The 17,571-nt window shown below is 65.3% G+C and carries 15 protein-coding genes; 12 read left to right on the top strand and 3 right to left on the bottom strand.

Features of this window, described 5'->3' with window-relative positions; all coding sequences use genetic code 11:
- Positions 1-72: 72 nt before the first annotated feature.
- The 3 genes from H3H37_RS24115 (at position 73) to H3H37_RS24110 (ending at position 1,491) form a co-directional block, all read left to right on the top strand.
- On the top strand, positions 73-687 hold the full coding sequence (locus H3H37_RS24115) for a TetR/AcrR family transcriptional regulator (protein WP_182167317.1): 615 nt from the start codon (positions 73-75) through the stop codon (positions 685-687).
- 74 nt (positions 688-761) lie between these two features.
- Positions 762-890: a hypothetical protein gene (locus tag H3H37_RS26075; protein ID WP_255459169.1), complete on the top strand. Its 129-nt coding sequence runs from the start codon at positions 762-764 to the stop codon at positions 888-890.
- Positions 880-1,491 carry a 2-hydroxychromene-2-carboxylate isomerase gene (locus tag H3H37_RS24110; protein WP_182167315.1) on the top strand — a complete coding sequence of 204 codons (612 nt, stop codon included), beginning with the start codon at positions 880-882 and terminating at the stop codon, positions 1,489-1,491. Before H3H37_RS26075 ends, H3H37_RS24110 begins: the two co-directional genes overlap by 11 nt.
- A gap of 103 nt (positions 1,492-1,594) precedes the next feature.
- Here the strand turns inward: H3H37_RS24110 and uvrA are convergent, their stop codons facing one another.
- Positions 1,595-4,447: an excinuclease ABC subunit UvrA gene (gene uvrA / locus H3H37_RS24105; RefSeq protein WP_182167313.1), complete on the bottom strand. Its 2,853-nt coding sequence runs from the start codon at positions 4,445-4,447 to the stop codon at positions 1,595-1,597.
- A gap of 385 nt (positions 4,448-4,832) precedes the next feature.
- On the opposite strand from uvrA, the gene ssb reads away from it, so the two are divergent.
- Positions 4,833-5,327: a single-stranded DNA-binding protein gene (gene ssb, locus H3H37_RS24100; protein WP_182167311.1), complete on the top strand. Its 495-nt coding sequence runs from the start codon at positions 4,833-4,835 to the stop codon at positions 5,325-5,327.
- A 122-nt stretch (positions 5,328-5,449) separates the two neighbouring features.
- Entirely contained in the window at positions 5,450-6,235 is a 786-nt protein-coding gene (locus tag H3H37_RS24095) for a hypothetical protein (RefSeq protein ID WP_182167310.1), read from the top strand.
- Between the two features lie 3 nt (positions 6,236-6,238).
- Here H3H37_RS24095 and H3H37_RS24090 read toward each other — a convergent pair whose 3' ends face one another.
- Positions 6,239-6,904 (bottom strand): hypothetical protein, encoded by a 666-nt coding sequence (locus tag H3H37_RS24090; protein ID WP_182167308.1) that lies wholly within the window; start codon positions 6,902-6,904, stop codon positions 6,239-6,241.
- Positions 6,905-7,049: 145 nt separating this feature from the next.
- Between H3H37_RS24090 and H3H37_RS24085 the strand changes: the two genes are divergently transcribed.
- Genes H3H37_RS24085 through H3H37_RS24060 form a run of 6 tightly spaced genes read left to right on the top strand, consistent with a single transcriptional unit; the run spans position 7,050 to position 13,525 of the window.
- The gene (locus tag H3H37_RS24085) at positions 7,050-7,469 is read left to right on the top strand and encodes a type IV pilin protein (protein ID WP_182167306.1); all 420 of its coding nucleotides are present in this window, start codon (positions 7,050-7,052) and stop codon (positions 7,467-7,469) included.
- Between the two features lie 4 nt (positions 7,470-7,473).
- Complete coding sequence (locus H3H37_RS24080; protein WP_182167343.1) at positions 7,474-7,959, top strand: GspH/FimT family pseudopilin; 486 nt, start codon at positions 7,474-7,476, stop codon at positions 7,957-7,959.
- A gap of 1 nt (position 7,960) precedes the next feature.
- Positions 7,961-8,545, top strand: a complete 585-nt coding sequence (gene pilV / locus H3H37_RS24075; RefSeq protein WP_229219019.1) for a type IV pilus modification protein PilV — start codon at positions 7,961-7,963, stop codon at positions 8,543-8,545.
- A 12-nt stretch (positions 8,546-8,557) separates the two neighbouring features.
- Positions 8,558-9,622 carry a PilW family protein gene (locus tag H3H37_RS24070; RefSeq protein ID WP_182167339.1) on the top strand — a complete coding sequence of 355 codons (1,065 nt, stop codon included), beginning with the start codon at positions 8,558-8,560 and terminating at the stop codon, positions 9,620-9,622.
- Positions 9,619-10,209 (top strand): PilX N-terminal domain-containing pilus assembly protein, encoded by a 591-nt coding sequence (locus H3H37_RS24065; protein ID WP_182167304.1) that lies wholly within the window; start codon positions 9,619-9,621, stop codon positions 10,207-10,209. The genes H3H37_RS24070 and H3H37_RS24065 overlap by 4 nt, the downstream gene beginning before the upstream one ends.
- Positions 10,210-10,246: 37 nt before the next feature.
- Positions 10,247-13,525: a pilus assembly protein gene (locus tag H3H37_RS24060; RefSeq protein WP_182167302.1), complete on the top strand. Its 3,279-nt coding sequence runs from the start codon at positions 10,247-10,249 to the stop codon at positions 13,523-13,525.
- Between the two features lie 75 nt (positions 13,526-13,600).
- On the opposite strand, the gene H3H37_RS24055 is transcribed toward H3H37_RS24060, so the two are convergent.
- Positions 13,601-14,734, bottom strand: coding sequence for a branched-chain amino acid aminotransferase (locus H3H37_RS24055; RefSeq protein WP_182167301.1), 1,134 nt, complete (start codon positions 14,732-14,734; stop codon positions 13,601-13,603).
- A 187-nt stretch (positions 14,735-14,921) separates the two neighbouring features.
- Here H3H37_RS24055 and H3H37_RS24050 point away from each other — a divergent pair, with 187 nt between their 5' ends.
- Positions 14,922-16,703, top strand: coding sequence for a DUF885 domain-containing protein (locus H3H37_RS24050; RefSeq protein ID WP_182167299.1), 1,782 nt, complete (start codon positions 14,922-14,924; stop codon positions 16,701-16,703).
- Positions 16,704-17,571 lie beyond the last annotated feature (868 nt).

The following is a 17,571-nucleotide window of genomic DNA, read 5'->3' as shown; positions in this document are numbered from 1 at the left end:
AGTTGCGCAAATTCATGACCTGACCCCCGGTTTTTTTCTGTAATTTCGCACAGGTGTGCTAAACTAAATCGCATGGATACCCTGACTGCCAAAAGCGAAGCCACCTTTGCCGCCATCGTCGCGGCCGGGTGCGCCATGGCGGCCGCCGAAGGCATCGGCAAGCTGTCGCTGGGCGAGATCGCCAAGCGTACCGGCATCAGCAAGAGCGGCGTGTTTTCGCGCGTCGGCTCGCTGGAAGCGTTGCAGGAAGCCGTGCTCGATGAGTACGACCGCCGTTTCGCGGCCGAGATCTTCCTGCCCACGCTGGAACTGCCGCGCGGCCTGCCCCGCTTGACGGCCATGGTGGGCAACTGGATGCGCCGCATCTGCGATGGCGTGGTGCTGCATTCCTGCCTGTACACGGCCGGCGCCTTCGAGTTCGACGACCAGCCCGGCCCGCTGCGCGACCGGCTGGCCAAGGGCGCGCAGGCCTGGCGGGCGTCGCTGCGCAGGACCATCGCCCAGGCCATGGAGGCGGGCCAGTTGCGGCCCGACACGGACCCGGAACAACTGGTGTTCGAGATCTACAGCCTGATCGTGGGCTTGCTGCACGATACCCGTTTCCTGCTGGACGAGACGGCGCTGCGCCACGCGCAGCGTGCGTTCAACCGGCTGATTTCCACCTACAAGAGCTTCAACGAAGTGTAGCCAGCGGGCCCACATCGCGCCCGCCGGTTTTTTTTGCGGTAATTTCGCACAGGTGTGCGAAAGAGGAGGCTGACATGCGTTTCCTGCTGTTGCTGGTCCCCGTCGCGCTCTACCTGGCCTGGCCCACTGGCCTGCTGGCGTTGCTGCGTTCCCTACCCGATAGTAATGACGACTTTTCCCTGGAGACTGACCATGAGCACTGACATCGATTTCTATTTCGACTTTGTTTCGCCGTATGCCTATCTGGCCGCGAACCGCATCGAGCGGCTGGCCGCCGCCCACGGGCGCAAGGTGCGCTGGAAGCCGGTCCTGATGACGGTGTTGAGCAAGGCGGCAGGCACCCAGTTGCTGCCCTTTTTGCCGATGAAATGGCGTTACATCCAGCATGACGTGGCGCGCAGTGCCCGGCTGGCGGGCATCCCGTTCCGTTGGCCGGCCTGTTTCCCCAAGTTGTTGCTGGCGCCGGGCCGGGCCATGACGTGGCTGGCCGCCACCCATGGCGATGACTTGGCCGCCGCGTTCGCGCACACGTGCTTCAGCGCCTTCTTCGGCGATGGGATCGACATTGAAGACAAGGAGGTGCTGGCCGGCATCGCCGCCGGTCTGGGTGTGGAGCGTGATGCCTTGCTGGCCGCGCTGGAGGATGAGGCAGTCAAGGCCGCCTTCAAGCAGGGCAGCGAGGACGCGATCGCGAAGGGCGTGTTCGGCGTGCCGTTCATGATCGCGGATGGCGAACCGTACTGGGGCTTCGACCGGCTCGTCCAGCTGGAGCAGGCGCTGCGCGGCGAGCGCAAGGCGGCGTGAGCAGGCCAGGGCAAAACCAGGGGCAGACCCTTTTGAGCCGGCGCCATCGATCGGCGCCGCCGGGCACCGGCTCAGGGTCTGTCCCCGTCAGTCGCCGCCCGCTTTATTTGCTCTTGAGCAGAGGCTGCAGATACTTGCCCGTCACGCTGGCCGGGTTGGCGGCCACATCTTCCGGCGTGCCGCTGGCGATGATCTGGCCGCCGCCGGCGCCGCCTTCCGGCCCCAGGTCCACGATCCAGTCAGCCGTCTTGATCACGTCGAGGTTGTGCTCGATGATGACCAGCGTGTTGCCCTGGTCGCGCAGGCGGTGGATCACCTTCAGCAGCAGGTCGATGTCGTGGAAGTGCAGGCCCGTGGTCGGCTCGTCGAGGATGTACAGCGTGCGCCCCGTGTCGCGTTTGGACAGTTCCAGCGACAGCTTGACGCGCTGCGCTTCGCCGCCCGACAGCGTGGTGGCGCTCTGCCCCAGCTTGATGTAGCCCAGGCCCACGTCCAGCAGCGTGTGCAGCTTGCGCGCGATCAGCGGCACCGGCTTGAAGAACTCGTGCGCATCCTCCACCGTCATGTCGAGGATTTCGGTGATGTTCTTGCCCTTGTACTGCACTTCCAGCGTTTCGCGGTTGTAGCGCTTGCCGTGGCAGACGTCGCACGGCACATAGACGTCCGGCAGGAAGTGCATTTCGACCTTGATCACGCCGTCGCCCTGGCACGCCTCGCAGCGCCCGCCCTTGACGTTGAACGAGAAGCGGCCCGCGCTGTAGCCGCGTTCCTTGGCCATGGGCACGGTGGCGAACAGGTCGCGGATCGGCGTGAACAACCCCGTATAGGTGGCCGGATTCGAGCGCGGCGTGCGGCCGATCGGGGCCTGGTCGACGGCGATCACCTTGTCGAAATGTTCGAGGCCGCTGATGCTGTCGTGCGGCGACGGTTCCGTCTGCGAGCCGTACAGGTGGCGCGACAGGGCCGGGTACAGCGTGTCGTTGATCAGCGAGGACTTGCCGGAACCGGACACGCCCGTCACGCATGTCATCAGGCCCACCGGCAGGTCAAGCGTGACGCTCTTCAGGTTGTTGCCGGTGGCGCCAGTGATGACCAGCTGGCGGTCGGGATCGGCCGTGTGGCGCTTGGCCGGCACGGCGATCTTGAGCGTGCCGTTCAGGTACTGGGCCGTCAGCGATTGCTTGTTCTTCAGGATGTCCTTCAGCGTGCCTTGCGCGATCACGTCGCCGCCATGCACGCCGGCGCCCTTGCCCATGTCGACGATGAAGTCGGCGGTGCGGATGGCGTCCTCGTCGTGCTCGACCACCAGCACGCTGTTGCCGATGTCGCGCAGGTGCTTGAGGGTGTCGATCAGGCGGTCATTGTCGCGCTGGTGCAGGCCGATCGACGGTTCGTCGAGCACGTACATCACGCCCGTCAGGCCGGAACCGATCTGCGAGGCCAGCCGGATGCGCTGCGCTTCGCCGCCCGACAGCGTGTCGGCGCTGCGGTCCAGCGACAGGTAGTCGAGTCCCACGTTGTTGAGGAACTTCAGGCGCGAGACGATTTCCTTGATCACGCGGTCGGCGATGTCCTTCTTGGCGCCCTTCAGCTTCAGTTGCTCGAAGAATGACAGCGTGTCGCGCAGCGGCTTTTCCGCGATCTCGTAGATGGCTTTTTCCTGCTTGCCGCTGCCGACCTTGACGTAGCGCGCCTCCACGCGCAGCCGCGCGCCGTGGCAGGACGGGCATTTCTTCTCGTTGATGAACTTGGCCAGTTCTTCCTTGACGGCCATCGAGTCCGTCTCGCGGTAGCGGCGCGCCAGGTTGGTGACCACGCCCTCGAACGTGTGTTCCTTGATGACGGTGCGGCCGCGCTCGTTGACGTAGGCGAACGGAATCTGCTGCTTGCCCGAGCCGTGCAGGATTACCTGCTGGGCCGCCGCCGGCAATTGCTCGAATGGCAGGTCGAGGTCGAACTCGTAGAACGCGGCCAGGTTGGACAGCATCTGGAAATAGAACTGGTTGCGGCGATCCCAGCCTTTGACGGCGCCCGAGGCCAGCGACAAATTGGGGAAGGCGACGATGCGCTTGGGGTCGAAGAATTCGATGTGGCCCAGGCCGTCGCACTCGGGGCAGGCGCCCATCGGATTGTTGAAGGAGAACAGGCGCGGCTCCAGTTCCTGCAGCGAGTAGCCGCACACATTGCAGGCGAACTTGTTGGAATAGACGTGCTCATGGCCGCTGTCCATTTCCAGCGCGATGGCGCGGCCGTCGGCCAGGCGCAGCGCCGTCTCGAAGCTTTCCGCCAGCCGCTGCTTGAGGTCGGCGTTCACTTTCACGCGGTCGATCACCACGTCGATGGTGTGCTTTTCCGTCTTCTTCAGCTTGGGCAGGTTGTCCACTTCATGGATCTTGGCGTCGTGGGTGCCGCTCTGCACGCGGAAGCGCACGAAACCCTGGGCTTGCATCTGCTCGAACAGGTCGGCGTGCTCGCCCTTGCGGTTGGCCACCACGGGCGCCAGGATCATCAGCTTGGTGCCCTCGGGCATGGCCAGCACGGCGTCCACCATCTGCGACACGGACTGGGCCGCCAGCGGCTGTTCCGGGTGGTCCGGGCAGTAGGGCGTGCCCACGCGCGCGTACAGCAGGCGCAGGTAGTCGTGGATTTCCGTCACCGTGCCCACGGTCGAGCGCGGGTTGTGCGAGGTGGCTTTCTGTTCGATCGAGATGGCGGGCGACAAGCCTTCGATCAGGTCCACGTCCGGCTTCTCCATCAACTGCAGGAACTGGCGCGCGTAGGCCGACAGCGATTCCACGTAGCGGCGCTGGCCCTCGGCGTACAGCGTGTCGAACGCGAGCGAGGACTTGCCCGAGCCGGACAGGCCGGTGATGACGATCAGCTTGTTGCGCGGCAGGTCGAGATTGATGTTCTTGAGGTTGTGCGTGCGTGCGCCGCGGATGCGGATCTGTTCCATGTCGAGGCTTGCTTTCTGTGAGTGGTGCGGTCCGGCGCGCCGGCGGGACCGGGACTAACGGGTCAACCTAGTACTATAGCCGGGATTCCGCTTGCGCGCCGGCGGCGGCCATGGGCCGGGCCGGGCGTGTCAATCGCGGCGGAATTGATACAGCGCTAAGGGTTGGATATTAAATACTGTATATAATAACAGTGTTGGCGCCGCTTGTTTCAGTGGCGATATGAAAAAAATCACGGTGCCGCGGGAAAAAGGCGCGGCACCGTGGGCTGGCTGGGCGGGTGAGAATTGCTTGGCCTCGGGTTGGCGGCTTGGCATATAATCGCCGTTTGGTTTTACAAAACATTCCACCGCGCGCAGCAGCGGCCGTTATTCAGGAGTTTAATTCATGGCATCAGTCAACAAAGTCATCATCGTCGGCAATCTGGGCCGTGATCCGGAAATTCGCTACATGCCCAGCGGTGACGCGATCGCCAACATCGCCGTGGCCACCTCGTACCGTAGCAAGGACCGCAACACGGGCGAGCAGAAAGAGCTGACGGAATGGCACCGCATTTCCTTCTTCGGCCGCCTGGCTGAAATCGTTGGCCAGTACTTGAAGAAAGGTTCGTCGGTCTACGTGGAAGGCCGCCTGCAGACCCGCAAATACACCGACAAGGATGGCGTGGAGAAGTACGCAACCGACATCATCGCCGAGCAGATGCAGATGCTGGGCGGCCGCCAGGGCATGGGCGGCGGCGACGCCATGGACGACGGCGGCTACGACGCCCCACCGGCCCGCCAGGCGCCGGCCCCGCGTCCGCAGATGGCCGCCCCCGCACCGCGCCCGGCACCAAAGCCGGCGCCGAACTTCTCGGATATGGACGACGATATTCCGTTCTGAGGCATACCCGGAACGCGTTGCCATCCAAGCCCCGTGACTCATTGAGGTTGCGGGGCTTTTTTCATCGAAGGCGCATCGATGGCGTGTCCCAGCCACGCCCGTTTTTCCGAACTTGCCACGCCATGACCAGGACTTCTCCCACATTCTTCCGTCACATGGAAGATGCGCTGATCGTCGAGTTTTCCAAGAAGGCCGACCGGCGCTTCCGGGAGTTGCATGGGGCCGGCAAAGCGCAGCCCTACCTGGTGGGCAGCGCGCTGTGCGGGCAGGACAAGGCGCTGGCCGACTACCTGTTCGCGGCCGGCGGGCGCTTCGCGCTGATCGAGTTCAAGGCCAACGCGGAGCAGCTCAAGACCGAGGGCGCCAAGCCGCAGCGCGTGCGCTTGCTGGCCGACTGCATCGGCGACAGCGCCCGGTTGGCGCGCTCGCGCGCCATCCACCACGCGGCCTGGGGCGAATCGGCGCAGCTCGATTTGCCGGGCCTGGGCGCGCAAACCCAGCAGGAACTGGTGTTGGGGCATTATGTCGACCGCGTTGGCACGGCCCTGGGCTTGGCGGTCCCCAAGTTGCGCACGGTGCGCTGGAGTGACGATGCGTTCATCGCGCGCTGGCTGGAGAACACCATCGCCGGTGCGAACATCCAGCGCTTCAAGCGCTACCTGACTGAACTGTATGAGCTGGTGGGCACGGACGGCGTGGCCGGACTGGCCGATTTCCAGGGCCTGATCACGGTGTACGTGCCGGCTGGCGAACGGCGTGCGCAGTTCCAGACCATCACCTTCAACAGCTTCGAACATTTGCTGGCGCTGACCATCCACTACACGCCGCAACGCGCGCCCGAGCAATCTGCGCCCACCGCCGGGCGTGCGCCCAGGCGCGACAACGATGGCCCGCAATACGAACGCTAGGCGCTATTTCGTCTTCGGCGGCCGGTTGCGGATCGCCGTCATCAGCTTCAGTTCCTTTTCGGTAGCGTTGCCCAGCAAGGCTTCATGCGCCTTGCCCAGTTCGATGTATTGCACCTGCTCGGGCGTGAGGGCATTGCCGCGCAAGGCACGGCTGGTGATGTAAGCGGTGGCCACGCAGCACAGCACGGTGACGGCGGCATACAGCGCGATCCACGCGCCGGTCTTGAAACGCTGGATGTTCAGCGCCGCGCCGGCCTCGTGCGCGGCTGTCGTGGCCTCGCGCATGGCGCCCACCAGCTCGCTGACGGCGGCGTTGACGGCGACCGTGGCCGCCGCGCTGGCCTGCTCGCCGGCCGCGTCGGCGGTCTGGCGCGCCTCGGCGCCCACCCTCACCGCCTCAGCAACCTTCTCGTCGATCTGGCCCAGGCTGGCATTGGCCAGCTTGACCAGCCGGTCGCAATTGGCCACCTGTTTGGCCAGATCCGCCACGTCGTCGTGAAAACGGTCGACCTCCATGGTGTAGGCGTCGATCTTGTCGTGCAGTCGGTCGAATTGGGCGTCGTTCATGGGGCGGGGCGGCAGCTGGCGATCGCCCATCATACTATGGGTGCGCACGGCGGCGCGCGTGCCGCGCGCCGTGGAACTGGTTGAATGGTTATTAATAATCATCCACGTTTTGTGAAAAAAAGTCGCGTTGTCAGCAATTTGTCAGCAATTCCTCAGGGAAATGCAAGACTGTTGACCTAATCTCATATGCAATGAGTCAATTATTGTTGCCGCAGCGATGGTGCGGCCAGAGAACGGGAGCGGGCATATGCGTGGTGATGGACAAAACGGCAACGGCGGCCAGCGCCGCGCGCGGGGATTCACCCTGATCGAATTGCTGGTGGCCATGGTCATCATCGGCATCCTGGCGGCCGTCGCCTATCCCGCCTACACCAGCCAGGTCATCAAGTCGAACCGCGCCGCCGCCCAGGCCTACATGGTGGATCTGGCCCAGCGCGAGACCCAGTACCTGGCCGATAGCCGCAGCTATGCCGGCACCGTGGACCTGCTCAACCTGCCCACGCCCGCCGCCGTGTCCGCCAAGTACACGATCACGATCGCCACCCAGGATGGTCCGCCCCCCACCTTCACCATCACCGCCACCCCGGTCGCGACCAGCAACCAGGCGGGCGACGGCGTGCTGACCATCGATCACACGGGCTTGAAGTCGCCCGCCGGCAAGTGGTAACGCCATGTCGGCCGTCCTGTCCATGCCCTGCCGCGCGCCCGCACGGTCCGGCGGCTTCACGCTGCCGGAGGTACTGGTCACGCTGAGCGTGATCGCCGTGCTGGCCGGCCTTGCCGCGCCCTCGTTCAATCGCATGATCGCCGTCCAGCGCAGCAAGAGCATCGCCGCCGACCTGGTCACGGTGCTCACGCGCACCCGCAGCGAAGCCATCAAACGCAATTTGGATGTGACGCTGCTGCCCACCGGCGGCCAGTGGCAACAGGGTTGGGCGATCCAGAATCCGGGCCCGGCCGGCGGCTTTCTGGAGCAGCATGGGGGCGTCGTCAATGCCACCGTGATCGGGCCCGACAGCGTCGTGTTCCATCCCAACGGCAGGCTGCGCGGCAACACCACGCCCAGTTTTGACATCAGCACCACCGGCAACCCCGACCACCGTTGTGTGATGGTGGACCTGAGCGGGCGGCCCTACGTGAAACAGGGAGCATGCTGACATGCGCCACCAACGATACCCTGCCGCAAGCCGCATGGGCGGCACCACCATGATCGAGGTGCTGGTCACGCTGGTCATCCTCGCCTTCGGCCTGCTGGGCGTGGCTGCCCTGCAGGGCAAGATGCAGATGGGCACCATCGAGTCCTACCAGCGTGCGCAAGCGGTGGTGTTGCTGGAGGACATGACGGCGCGCATGCAGGCCAACCGGGCCGCTGCCGCCAACTACGTGCAGAGCACGCCGGCCGGCACCGGTGACGGCCAGCCCGACGATTGCAGCGCGCTGGCCGCCGGCGCGCCGCGCGACGTGTGCGAGTGGAGTAATGCGCTGAAGGGGGCGGCCGAGCTGAAGGCGGGCGCCAAGGTCGGCGCCATGGTGGGCGCGCGCGGCTGCGTGCAGCAGATCCAGGCGCCCGACCCCACCAAGGGCGTGTGCCTGCCCGGCATTTACCAGGTGACGGTGACCTGGCAGGGCGTGCATAAGACCCTGGCCCCGTCGCTCACCTGCGCCAACGGCCTGTACGGCGACGATGGTTACCGGCGCGCCGTCGCCGAGCACGTCACCATCGGCTTACCGTCGTGCTCCTAGGAGATACCTGAGATGTTCCGACCTATGCATCGGCAGCGCGGCTTCACCCTGGTGGAGATCATGGTGGCCGCCGTGATCGGCCTGATGGTGCTGGCCGCCATGACGACCATGTTCGTCAGCAACAGCCAGAGCCAGTCCGAAGTGGAAAAATCGAACCGCCAGATTGAGAACGGGCGCTACGCGGTGCAGTTGATCAGCGATGAATTGCGCAACGCCGGCTATTACGGCGAGTTCGATCCTACCCCGCTGACCTTGCCGGCCGCCGTGCCGGACCCGTGCTCGGTGGTGGTGGCCGATTTAAAAGCCGCCCTGCCGCTGTACGTGCAAGGTTACGATAACGCGGCCGCCGGCCAGCTCAATTGCGTGCCCGACGTGCGCGTGGGCACGGACATGATCGTGGTCCGGCATGCCAGCTCCTGCCTGACCAGCGATCCCGACTGCGAGATCAACAGCGCCGGCGCACCCCTGTTCCAGGCTGCGTTGTGCGGCAACCTGAGTGAGCTGGGCTCGGGCAGCAGCGCCGACTTCTATGCGCTGGGCGCCACCGCGGCCGACATGACGCGCCATCAGCGCGATTGCACGGCCACGGCCGGCAGCGGCACGCCGGCCGTGGTGCGCTACCTGGCCATCCATATCTACTTCATCGCCAACAACGACAACGCCGGCGACGGCATCCCCACCCTCAAGCGCGCCGAGATCGTCAACAACGGCGGTACCTTGTCGGTCGCCATCGTGCCGCTGGCCGAGGGCATCGAGAACCTGCAGCTCGAATACGGGATCGACGCCAACAACAACGGCGCCGCCGACGCCTATTCCAGCGACCCGGCCGGCTACAACGGCTGCGCGGCCATTCCCTGCGCCCTCACCAACTGGACCAGCGTGGTGTCGGCCAAGGTGCATGTGCTGGCGCGTAATATCGAACAGAGCAGCGGCTATACGGACAGCAAGTCCTACGTGCTGGGCGACAACGCCGACGGCACGCCCAATGTGATCGCGGCCGCCAACGACCACTACAAGCGCCACGCGTTCGACGCGACCGTGGTGTTGTCCAACCCAGCCGGAAGGAAAGCGCCATGACCGCCCGCCGTCCGCCGCGCCGGCCCGTACCCGGCCGCCAGCGCGGTTTCACCCTGATCGTGGCGCTGGTGATGCTGTTGCTGGTCACCATGCTGGCCATGACCAGCTTCAACCTGGGCAAGAGCAACCTGCAAGTGGTGTCCAACATGCAGTCCCGCAACGAGGCGATCGCGGCGGCCGACCAGACGCTGGAAGAAGTGATCAGCAGTACCCAGTTCTTCACCACGCCGACCGACGCCCTGCCGTCGCCCTGCAATGGCACGGCCAACACGCGCTGCGTGGACAGCAATGGCGACGGCAAGCCCGACGTCACCGTCACCATCACGCCGGCGCCCAAATGCGTGAAGGCGCAGGCGATCAAGAATTCGGCGCTGGACCTGACCAAGGCGGAGGACGTGGGCTGCGCGCTGGGCGCCGGCCAGAGTTTCGGGGTGGCCGGCAGCGTCACCGGCGACTCGCTGTGCGAGGACAGCGTGTGGGAAGTGCACGCGGTGGCCGCCGACACCGTGACCGAAGCGTCGGTCGAGCTCACGCGCGGCATCGCCGTGCGGGTGGCCAAAGATGATGTGGCAAGCAGCTGTCCGTGACAGCCGTTCCTGAGAGATGAGGTGCAAGATGAAGCCGTTGAACGTTCCCCCCCTGTCCCGGCTGGGCCTGTGGCTGGCCCTGGCCGCGCTGCCGGCCGGCGCGCTGGCCGAGGATATCGATATCTTCACCGGCGCCTCGGCCGGCAGTGCGATCAATCCGCGCATCCTGATCGTGCTCGACAACACGGCCAACTGGTCGCGCCAGAGCCAGCAGTGGCCGGGCGGCATCCAGCAGGGCCAGTCCGAGGCCAACGCCATCAAGACCGTGGTGTCGACGCTGACCAGCTCGGTCAACCTGGGCTTGATGGAATTCGTCACGGGCGGCACCGCCAACCAGAACGGCGGCTACATCCGCTACGCGGTCAAGCCGATGACGGCGTCCAACAAGACCGCGTTCAGCAGCGCCCTGACCACCATCTACAACAACATCACCACGCCCAACGAGAAGCGCAACGCCAACACGCCGTACGGCAACCTGATGTACGACGCCTACAATTACTTCGCCGGCGCCAACGATTATTCGCCCACGGCCGTCGTCACCACGCTGGCCGACGCCGACGGCTACAGCGTGCCCTACAGCCGGTTCGCCGCGCCGCTGACCGAGGACGACACCTGCGGGCGCAGCTTCATCATCTTCATCGGCAATCCGGACGCGCGCGGGCCCACGGCCGATGACGCGGCCAACACGGCGGCCCTGACGGGGCTGGGCGGCTCCAGCAAGCAGTTGAGCCTGCCCAATTTCACCACCAGTTCCACCAGCCAGAACACCACGGTGGGCAATACCCTGCAGTGCTACAACAGCACCAACGCCGCCCAGGCCGGCCTGGCCGACTATGCCGCCCAGTGCGCCGCGTACAGCCAGGGCTGCAGCATCGGCGCCAGCGTCAGCGGCGGCGCGCCGGCCTGCTCGCGCAACACCAGCCGCTACAGCGTGATCGGCACCAACACCACCATCACCAACACGCCCACCGGCAGCAGCACGCTCGACAACAACCCGTTCAATGCCGACGAATGGGCCCGCTTCATGCACGACAAAGGCGTGCCCGTGGAGGGCACCACGGTTCGGCCCTCCGTCACCACCTACACCATCGACGTCTACAACCAGCAGCCCAACGCCACCCACACCTCCCTGTTGATGAGCATGGCCAAGGCCGGCGGCGGCAAGTATTTCAACGCCACCAACGAGCAGGCCATCGTGACGGCGCTCAAGCAGATCCTGGTCGAGATCCTGGCCGTCAACTCGACGTTCGCCTCCACCAGCTTGCCCGTGAACGCCACCAACCGTTCGCAGAATGAGAACCAGGTGTTCATCGGCATGTTCCGTCCCGACGCGGACGCCAAGCCGCGCTGGTTCGGCAACCTCAAGCGCTACCAGCTGGTGGCCAACGGCAGCGGCATCGACCTGGGCGACGTGAACGGCGCGCTGGCCGTCAATCCGCTCACCGGCTTCATCACGCCGTGCGCGACCAGTTACTGGACCAGCAACAGCGGCAGCTACTGGAGCGGCATGGGCCTGAACCCCGACCCGGCCAGTAGTTGCACCACGGGCGGCAACGATCCGTACTCGGACTTGCCGGACGGCCCGCAGGTGGAAAAGGGCGCCGTGGCCGAGGTGCTGCGCAAAGGTAACCAGCCGCCCACCACCGATACGACGCCGACCTGGGCCGTCAACCGCAATGTGTACACGGCATCGGGCAACAGCCTCACCAGTTTCAGCACGGCCAGCTCCGGCTTGTCCGACTCGCTGGTGCGCTTCATCCGCGGCGAGGATGTCAACAATGAGAAGGGCACGGGTGCGCTGACCACCACGCGGCCATCCATCCACGGCGACGTGATCCATTCGCGGCCCCTGCCCGTCAACTACGGCGGCAGCGGGGTGACGGTCTATTACGGCGCCAACGACGGCACCTTCCGCGCCGTGGACGCGGGCACGGGCGCCGAGCGGTGGGCCTTCGTGGCGCCGGAATTCTACGGCCGCCTGGGCCGCCTGATGAGCAACAGCCCGCTGGTCGCCTATCCCAACCTGGCGGCCGGCATCGTGCCCACGCCGACCAAAAAGGATTATTTCTTCGACGGTTCCACCGGCCTGTTCCAGAACCAGGACAGTTCCAGCGTGTGGGTGCTGCCCACCATGCGCCGTGGCGGCCGCATGATTTACGCGCTCGACGTGAGCAACCCGGGCTCGCCCGCGCTCAAGTGGAAAGTCGGCTGCCCGGACCTGGCCGACGACGCCAACTGCACGGCCGGCATGAGCCAGATCGGCCAGACCTGGTCGACCCCGTCGGTGGCCTTCATCCGCGGCTATTCCACCACCCAGCCCGTGGTGGTGGTGGGCGGCGGCTATGACGGTTGCGAGGATGCCGACACGGCCGCGCCGTCCTGCGGCTCGACCAAGGGCGGCATGGTCTACGTCCTCGACGGCAACTCGGGCGCGGTGGTCGCCTCGTTCGCCACCACGCGCGCCGTGGCGTCCGACATTGCCATGGTCGACATCGACAACGACGGCATGCCCGACTATGCCTACGCGGCCGACACCGGCGGCAACATCTACCGCATCGATTTCGTCGCCAACCCCGCCTCGGCCACGCCGCTCAGGGCCAGCAACTGGAGCGCGCACCGGGTCGCCTACACCAACGGCGGAGGGCGCAAGTTCCTGTTCGCGCCGGCTCTGCTGGCCGTGTCCGGCAAGGTATACGTGGCCATCGGCAGCGGCGACCGCGAGCATCCGCTGCAGTCGCAATATCCCTACAGTTCCGTGACCAACCGCTTCTATGTGTACAAGGACGACCTGAGCAGCAATGCCAACAGCCCGGCCAAGAACCTCGATACCGACCTGGTCGACTACACTACCAGCACCACCTGCGACACGACGTCGGTGCTGCCCAACTCCAGCCTCAACGGCTGGTACATGAACCTGAACCAGTATGGCCAGGGCGAGCAGGTCGTCACCTCGGCGCTGATCGTCAGCGGCATGGTGACGTTCAGCACCAACCGGCCCGTGCCGCAAGCGGCGGGCACCTGCGCCACGGCGCTGGGCAAGGCGGAAGGGTATTGGGTCAACCTGTTCAATGGCTCGGGCGGCATCGACACGGCCGGCACCTGCAACGGTGCGCGCGCCAGCGAGTTCGTGGGCGGCGGCCTGCCGCCATCGCCGGTGATGGCGACGGGCGTGCCCGTCAACGGGCGTCCGGTGTCGGTGGTGATCGGGGCCGTGCAGCGTGACGGCAGCACCAGCGTGGCAATCAGCCCGCAGAAGGTGCGGCCGGCCATCGCGTCCAGGCGCCGGCAGGTGTATTCGACCGTGTCGGGTCAGTAAGATAGCGGGGCGCCACGGCCGGTGCCGGCCGTGGCGCCGCCCTGCCCGCGGGCGCGGGCAGGGCGAGGGGGCCGCTTAGATGGCGTGCATCCAGTGGTGGGTGTCGGCCGCCGTGCCGTGCTGGATGCCTAGCAGGGCGTCGCGCAGGGCCAGGGTGACGGGGCCGTTCTGGCCGTTGTTGATGGTCATCTCGAAACCGTTGGCCTTGACCGTGCCCACCGGCGTGATCACGGCGGCCGTGCCGCAGGCGAACGCTTCGGTCATGCGGCCGGTGGCCACGTCGTCGCGCCATTGCTGCACGGTGAGCTTGCGCTCCTCGGCTTCAAAGCCCAGGTCGGCGGCCAGTTCCAGCAGGCTGCGGCGGGTGATGCCGGGCAGCAGGGTGCCCGTCAGTTCCGGCGTCACCAGCACGGTCTTGCCGTTTTCCTTGTAGACGAAGAACAGATTCATGCCACCCATTTCCTCGATGTACTCGCGGTGCACGGCATCCAGCCACACCACCTGGTCGCAGCCCTTGGCCTGGGCCTGGGACTGGGCCGCCAGGCTGGCCGCGTAGTTGCCGGCGCACTTGGCTTCACCGGTGCCGCCCGGTGCGGCGCGCACGTAATCCTCGCTGATCCACACGGTGACCGGCTTCACGCCTTGCGGGAAGTAGGCGCCGGCCGGCGAGGCGAACAGCACGAACAGGTATTCGCTGCCGGGACGCACGCCCAGGAACGGGTCGGTGGCGAACATCAGCGGGCGCAGGTACAGGCTCTCGCCCACGGCTTTCGGCACCCAGGCCGCGTCGAGCTTGATCAGGGCGTCGGCCGCTTCCATGAACAGGGCCGGCGGCAGGGCCGGCATGGCCAGCCGGGCCGCGCTGCGGTTGAAGCGCTCGGCGTTGGCTTCGGGACGGAAGGTCTTGACGCTGCCGTCGGGCTGGGAGAAGGCCTTGAAGCCTTCGAAGATGGCCTGGCCGTAGTGCAGGGCCGAGCACGAAGGGTCCAGGTTCAGGGGGCCGTAGGCTTTCAGTTCGCCCTGTTGCCAGGCGCCGTCGCGGTAGGGGATCACCACCATGTGGTCGGTGAAGATGCGGCCGAAGCCGGGGTTGCTGATCAGCTTGGTGCGTTCGGCGTCGCTCAGGCGGTGGGTGGAGGGCGTGATGGTCAGGTTGGGCGTATTCACGGTGTCGGTGTCGTTAAGTGGGTCTGGATGGGGGAAATGCATTGTCCGGTGACCACGCTGGGCGTGGGCGTCCCCCATGATACCAAGAATTGCCGCCGGGCCGGACCCGCCCTGTCCCGCCGGTTTGCAATTCATGCCCGAATTTCAACAGTCTGTCACATTCCGCGTGCCCGATGTGGCCGCGCCGTCTACATTGCAGCCTTCACCATTTTTCGACGGACCGGCCACCATGACTCTGACTTCCCGTAGCGGCGCCAGCGCGCTGCTGTTATTCCTCGTGATGGGCGCGGCCCATGCCGGCGCCCCCGCGCCCGACCTGGCCGCGCGCCGCCAGCAGCTCGACAGCCTGATCAAGGAGCAGTGGGATTACACCATGCGCACCAACCCCGAGTTGGCCTCCATGCTGGGCGACAAACGCTACAACGACCGCCTGACGGACTTTTCCCAGGCCGCCATCGACGCCGACATCCGCGCCAGCGCCGACTTCCTGCGCCGCTTCGAAGCCATCGACACCACCGGCTTCCCCGAGCAGGAGCAGCTGAACCAGGCGCTGATGGTGCGCTCGCTGCGCCTGAACCTGGACGGCGCCCGTTTCAAGGAATGGGAAATGCCGGTGCTGCAAAATTCCGGCATCCACATCGACGCGCCGCAGCTGGTGTCGGCGCTGGCGTTCGACACGGTCAAGGACTACGACGACTACCTGGCCCGCCTGCACGCTTTGCCGCGCGCCTTCGCCGACACCACCATCCAGATGCAGAACGGCATGCACGACCACCTGATGCCGCCCCAGTTCCTGATCCCCAAGATCGCGCGCCAGTGCGAGGACCTGGCCGCCATGGCGCCGGCCGCCTCGCCGTTCGCGGAACCGCTGAACCGCTTCCCGGCCAGTTTCAGCGCGGCCGACAAGGCGCGCCTGAAAAAGGAGATCCTGGCCGCCATCGAGCATGACGTGGTGCCCGCCTACAGGCAATTCGCCGCGTTCGTGAAGAACGTCTACCTGCCCCAGGGCCGCACCGAGCCGGGCCTGTGGTCGCTGCCGGACGGCGCGGCCCGCTACAGCTACCGGGTGCGCTCGGCCACCACCACCGACCAGACGCCCGAGCAGATCCACCAGCTGGGCCTGGCCGAGGTGGCCCGCATCGAGGGCCAGATGCTGGCCGTGGCGAAGAAGATGGGCTATGCCGACCTGAAGAGCTTCAACGCGGCCGTCCACGCCAATGCGGCCCTGCATCCGAAGTCGCGCCAGGAATTGCTGGACCTGTACACCAAGTACACGGACCAGATGTATGCCAAGCTGCCGCAGCAGTTCGGCGTGCTGCCCAAGGCCAAGGTCAAGATCATGCCGGTCGAGGAGTTCCGCGAGGAAGGGGCGGCCGGCGCCTCGTACAACCAGGGAACGCCGGACGGCAGCCGGCCGGGCCGGGTGATGGTCAACACGGGCGAGTTCGCCAAGCGTTCGCTGATCGACGTGGAAACGACGGCCCTGCACGAAGGCGTGCCCGGCCACCACATGCAGATCGCCATCGCCCAGGAATTGCAGGGCTTGCCCGCGTTCCGCCAGCAGCCGAACTACACGGCCTACACGGAAGGCTGGGCCCTGTACGCGGAGCGCCTGGGCGAGGAGCTTGGTTTCTACACCGACCCGTACAGCTACTATGGCCACCTGCAGGACGAGATGCTGCGCGCCATCCGGCTGGTGGTCGACACCGGCCTGCACTATAAACAGTGGAACCGCCAGCAGGTGGTGGACTTCTTCCACGCGCACTCGGGCATCGAGGAAGTGGACGTGCAAAGCGAGACCGACCGCTACATCGTCTGGCCGGGCCAGGCGCTCGGTTACAAGATCGGCCAGTTGAAGATCCTCGAACTGCGCGACTATGCGCGCCAGCAGCTGGGCGCCAAGTTCGACATCCGCGCCTTCCACGACGAGGTGCTGGGCGCGGGCGCCTTGCCGATGGATGTGCTGGAAGCGCGCATCAAGGCCTGGGTCGCGGCGCAGCAACGGACCTGAGCGTTACGCGGGCGCCCGGCGCCCGGTGACGCGGCTTTTCCCCCACAGCGCTGACAACGGCGCCCCGGCAACGGGGCGCCGTTGTTGTATTGTTCGGCGGCATTTTCGCCCATGTGTGTTTTCGAGAGAAATTTGCGCGACAATTTAGCGACAATAACGGTGTAGGACTGGTCCTACGTCGCCCTCGGGCCTTGCCGAAATGATCGTTTTGCTCATCTCGTGCTGCGGTGGCGGGTGGCTAACGCTGATGGCGGGGCCAGGCTATCCCCTAAACAGGGCATGCGAGCTCCGGCCCGGGGCGCGGGGCGGTAGCGCCCGTCCATGCCATGTCATGTGGGCGTCATGTGGCTGATGCACAGTCGTTCCTGGCCTGGTGTTTCCCTAGTGAATTAAGACGGTTTCGCCATTCTGTTTGCCAGATGGCATCCAAATTGCAAGCTCTACAATGGACTGGACTATCGTCGGACGTCGCGTTAGCGGCATCAAAATCTTGCAAGATCAATAGGTTGCGAGCACGAGACAGCTTCGCAGAAACATTCTTTTAGGAAATTAGGTGAGTTATACTTCAGGGTATTGCTTTGCGTAAACACGGTCCGTGCGCGGGCCGGTTGCTGGTGCAATTTATTGCTGAGCGAGAACAAGTTTACTTAATGAAAGTATCCGGCAGGTCGCTTTATACCGAAACGGACCGTCTGCGGGATACAGGGTCGGCAGCAGCATAAACAGAGAGAAAAGTTGTTTAAATGATAGTGCGTGGGGCTTGCGGATGACGACTTAGCCCGGCATGAAATTCCTAAAGTTAACTTTTTTGTTGACGTTAAGAATGAACGGCCGGGTTTTTTGTGGCCACAGCTTCAGGCGTACAGAA

Origin of the sequence: Rugamonas brunnea, assembly GCF_014042345.1 — a bacterium.
GTDB lineage: Bacteria > Pseudomonadota > Gammaproteobacteria > Burkholderiales > Burkholderiaceae_D > Rugamonas > Rugamonas brunnea.
This window is presented reverse-complemented; position numbering and strand designations above follow the sequence as displayed.

Coding starts and splice junctions, on each gene's coding strand:
- H3H37_RS24115 (WP_182167317.1), top strand. CDS start 73: ATGGATACCCTGACTGCCAAAAGCGAAGCCACCTTTGCCGCCATCGTC.
- H3H37_RS26075 (WP_255459169.1), top strand. CDS start 762: ATGCGTTTCCTGCTGTTGCTGGTCCCCGTCGCGCTCTACCTGGCCTGG.
- H3H37_RS24110 (WP_182167315.1), top strand. CDS start 880: ATGAGCACTGACATCGATTTCTATTTCGACTTTGTTTCGCCGTATGCC.
- uvrA (WP_182167313.1), bottom strand. CDS start 4,447: ATGGAACAGATCCGCATCCGCGGCGCACGCACGCACAACCTCAAGAAC.
- ssb (WP_182167311.1), top strand. CDS start 4,833: ATGGCATCAGTCAACAAAGTCATCATCGTCGGCAATCTGGGCCGTGAT.
- H3H37_RS24095 (WP_182167310.1), top strand. CDS start 5,450: ATGACCAGGACTTCTCCCACATTCTTCCGTCACATGGAAGATGCGCTG.
- H3H37_RS24090 (WP_182167308.1), bottom strand. CDS start 6,904: ATGATTATTAATAACCATTCAACCAGTTCCACGGCGCGCGGCACGCGC.
- H3H37_RS24085 (WP_182167306.1), top strand. CDS start 7,050: ATGCGTGGTGATGGACAAAACGGCAACGGCGGCCAGCGCCGCGCGCGG.
- H3H37_RS24080 (WP_182167343.1), top strand. CDS start 7,474: ATGTCGGCCGTCCTGTCCATGCCCTGCCGCGCGCCCGCACGGTCCGGC.
- pilV (WP_229219019.1), top strand. CDS start 7,961: ATGCGCCACCAACGATACCCTGCCGCAAGCCGCATGGGCGGCACCACC.
- H3H37_RS24070 (WP_182167339.1), top strand. CDS start 8,558: ATGTTCCGACCTATGCATCGGCAGCGCGGCTTCACCCTGGTGGAGATC.
- H3H37_RS24065 (WP_182167304.1), top strand. CDS start 9,619: ATGACCGCCCGCCGTCCGCCGCGCCGGCCCGTACCCGGCCGCCAGCGC.
- H3H37_RS24055 (WP_182167301.1), bottom strand. CDS start 14,734: ATGCATTTCCCCCATCCAGACCCACTTAACGACACCGACACCGTGAAT.
- H3H37_RS24050 (WP_182167299.1), top strand. CDS start 14,922: ATGACTCTGACTTCCCGTAGCGGCGCCAGCGCGCTGCTGTTATTCCTC.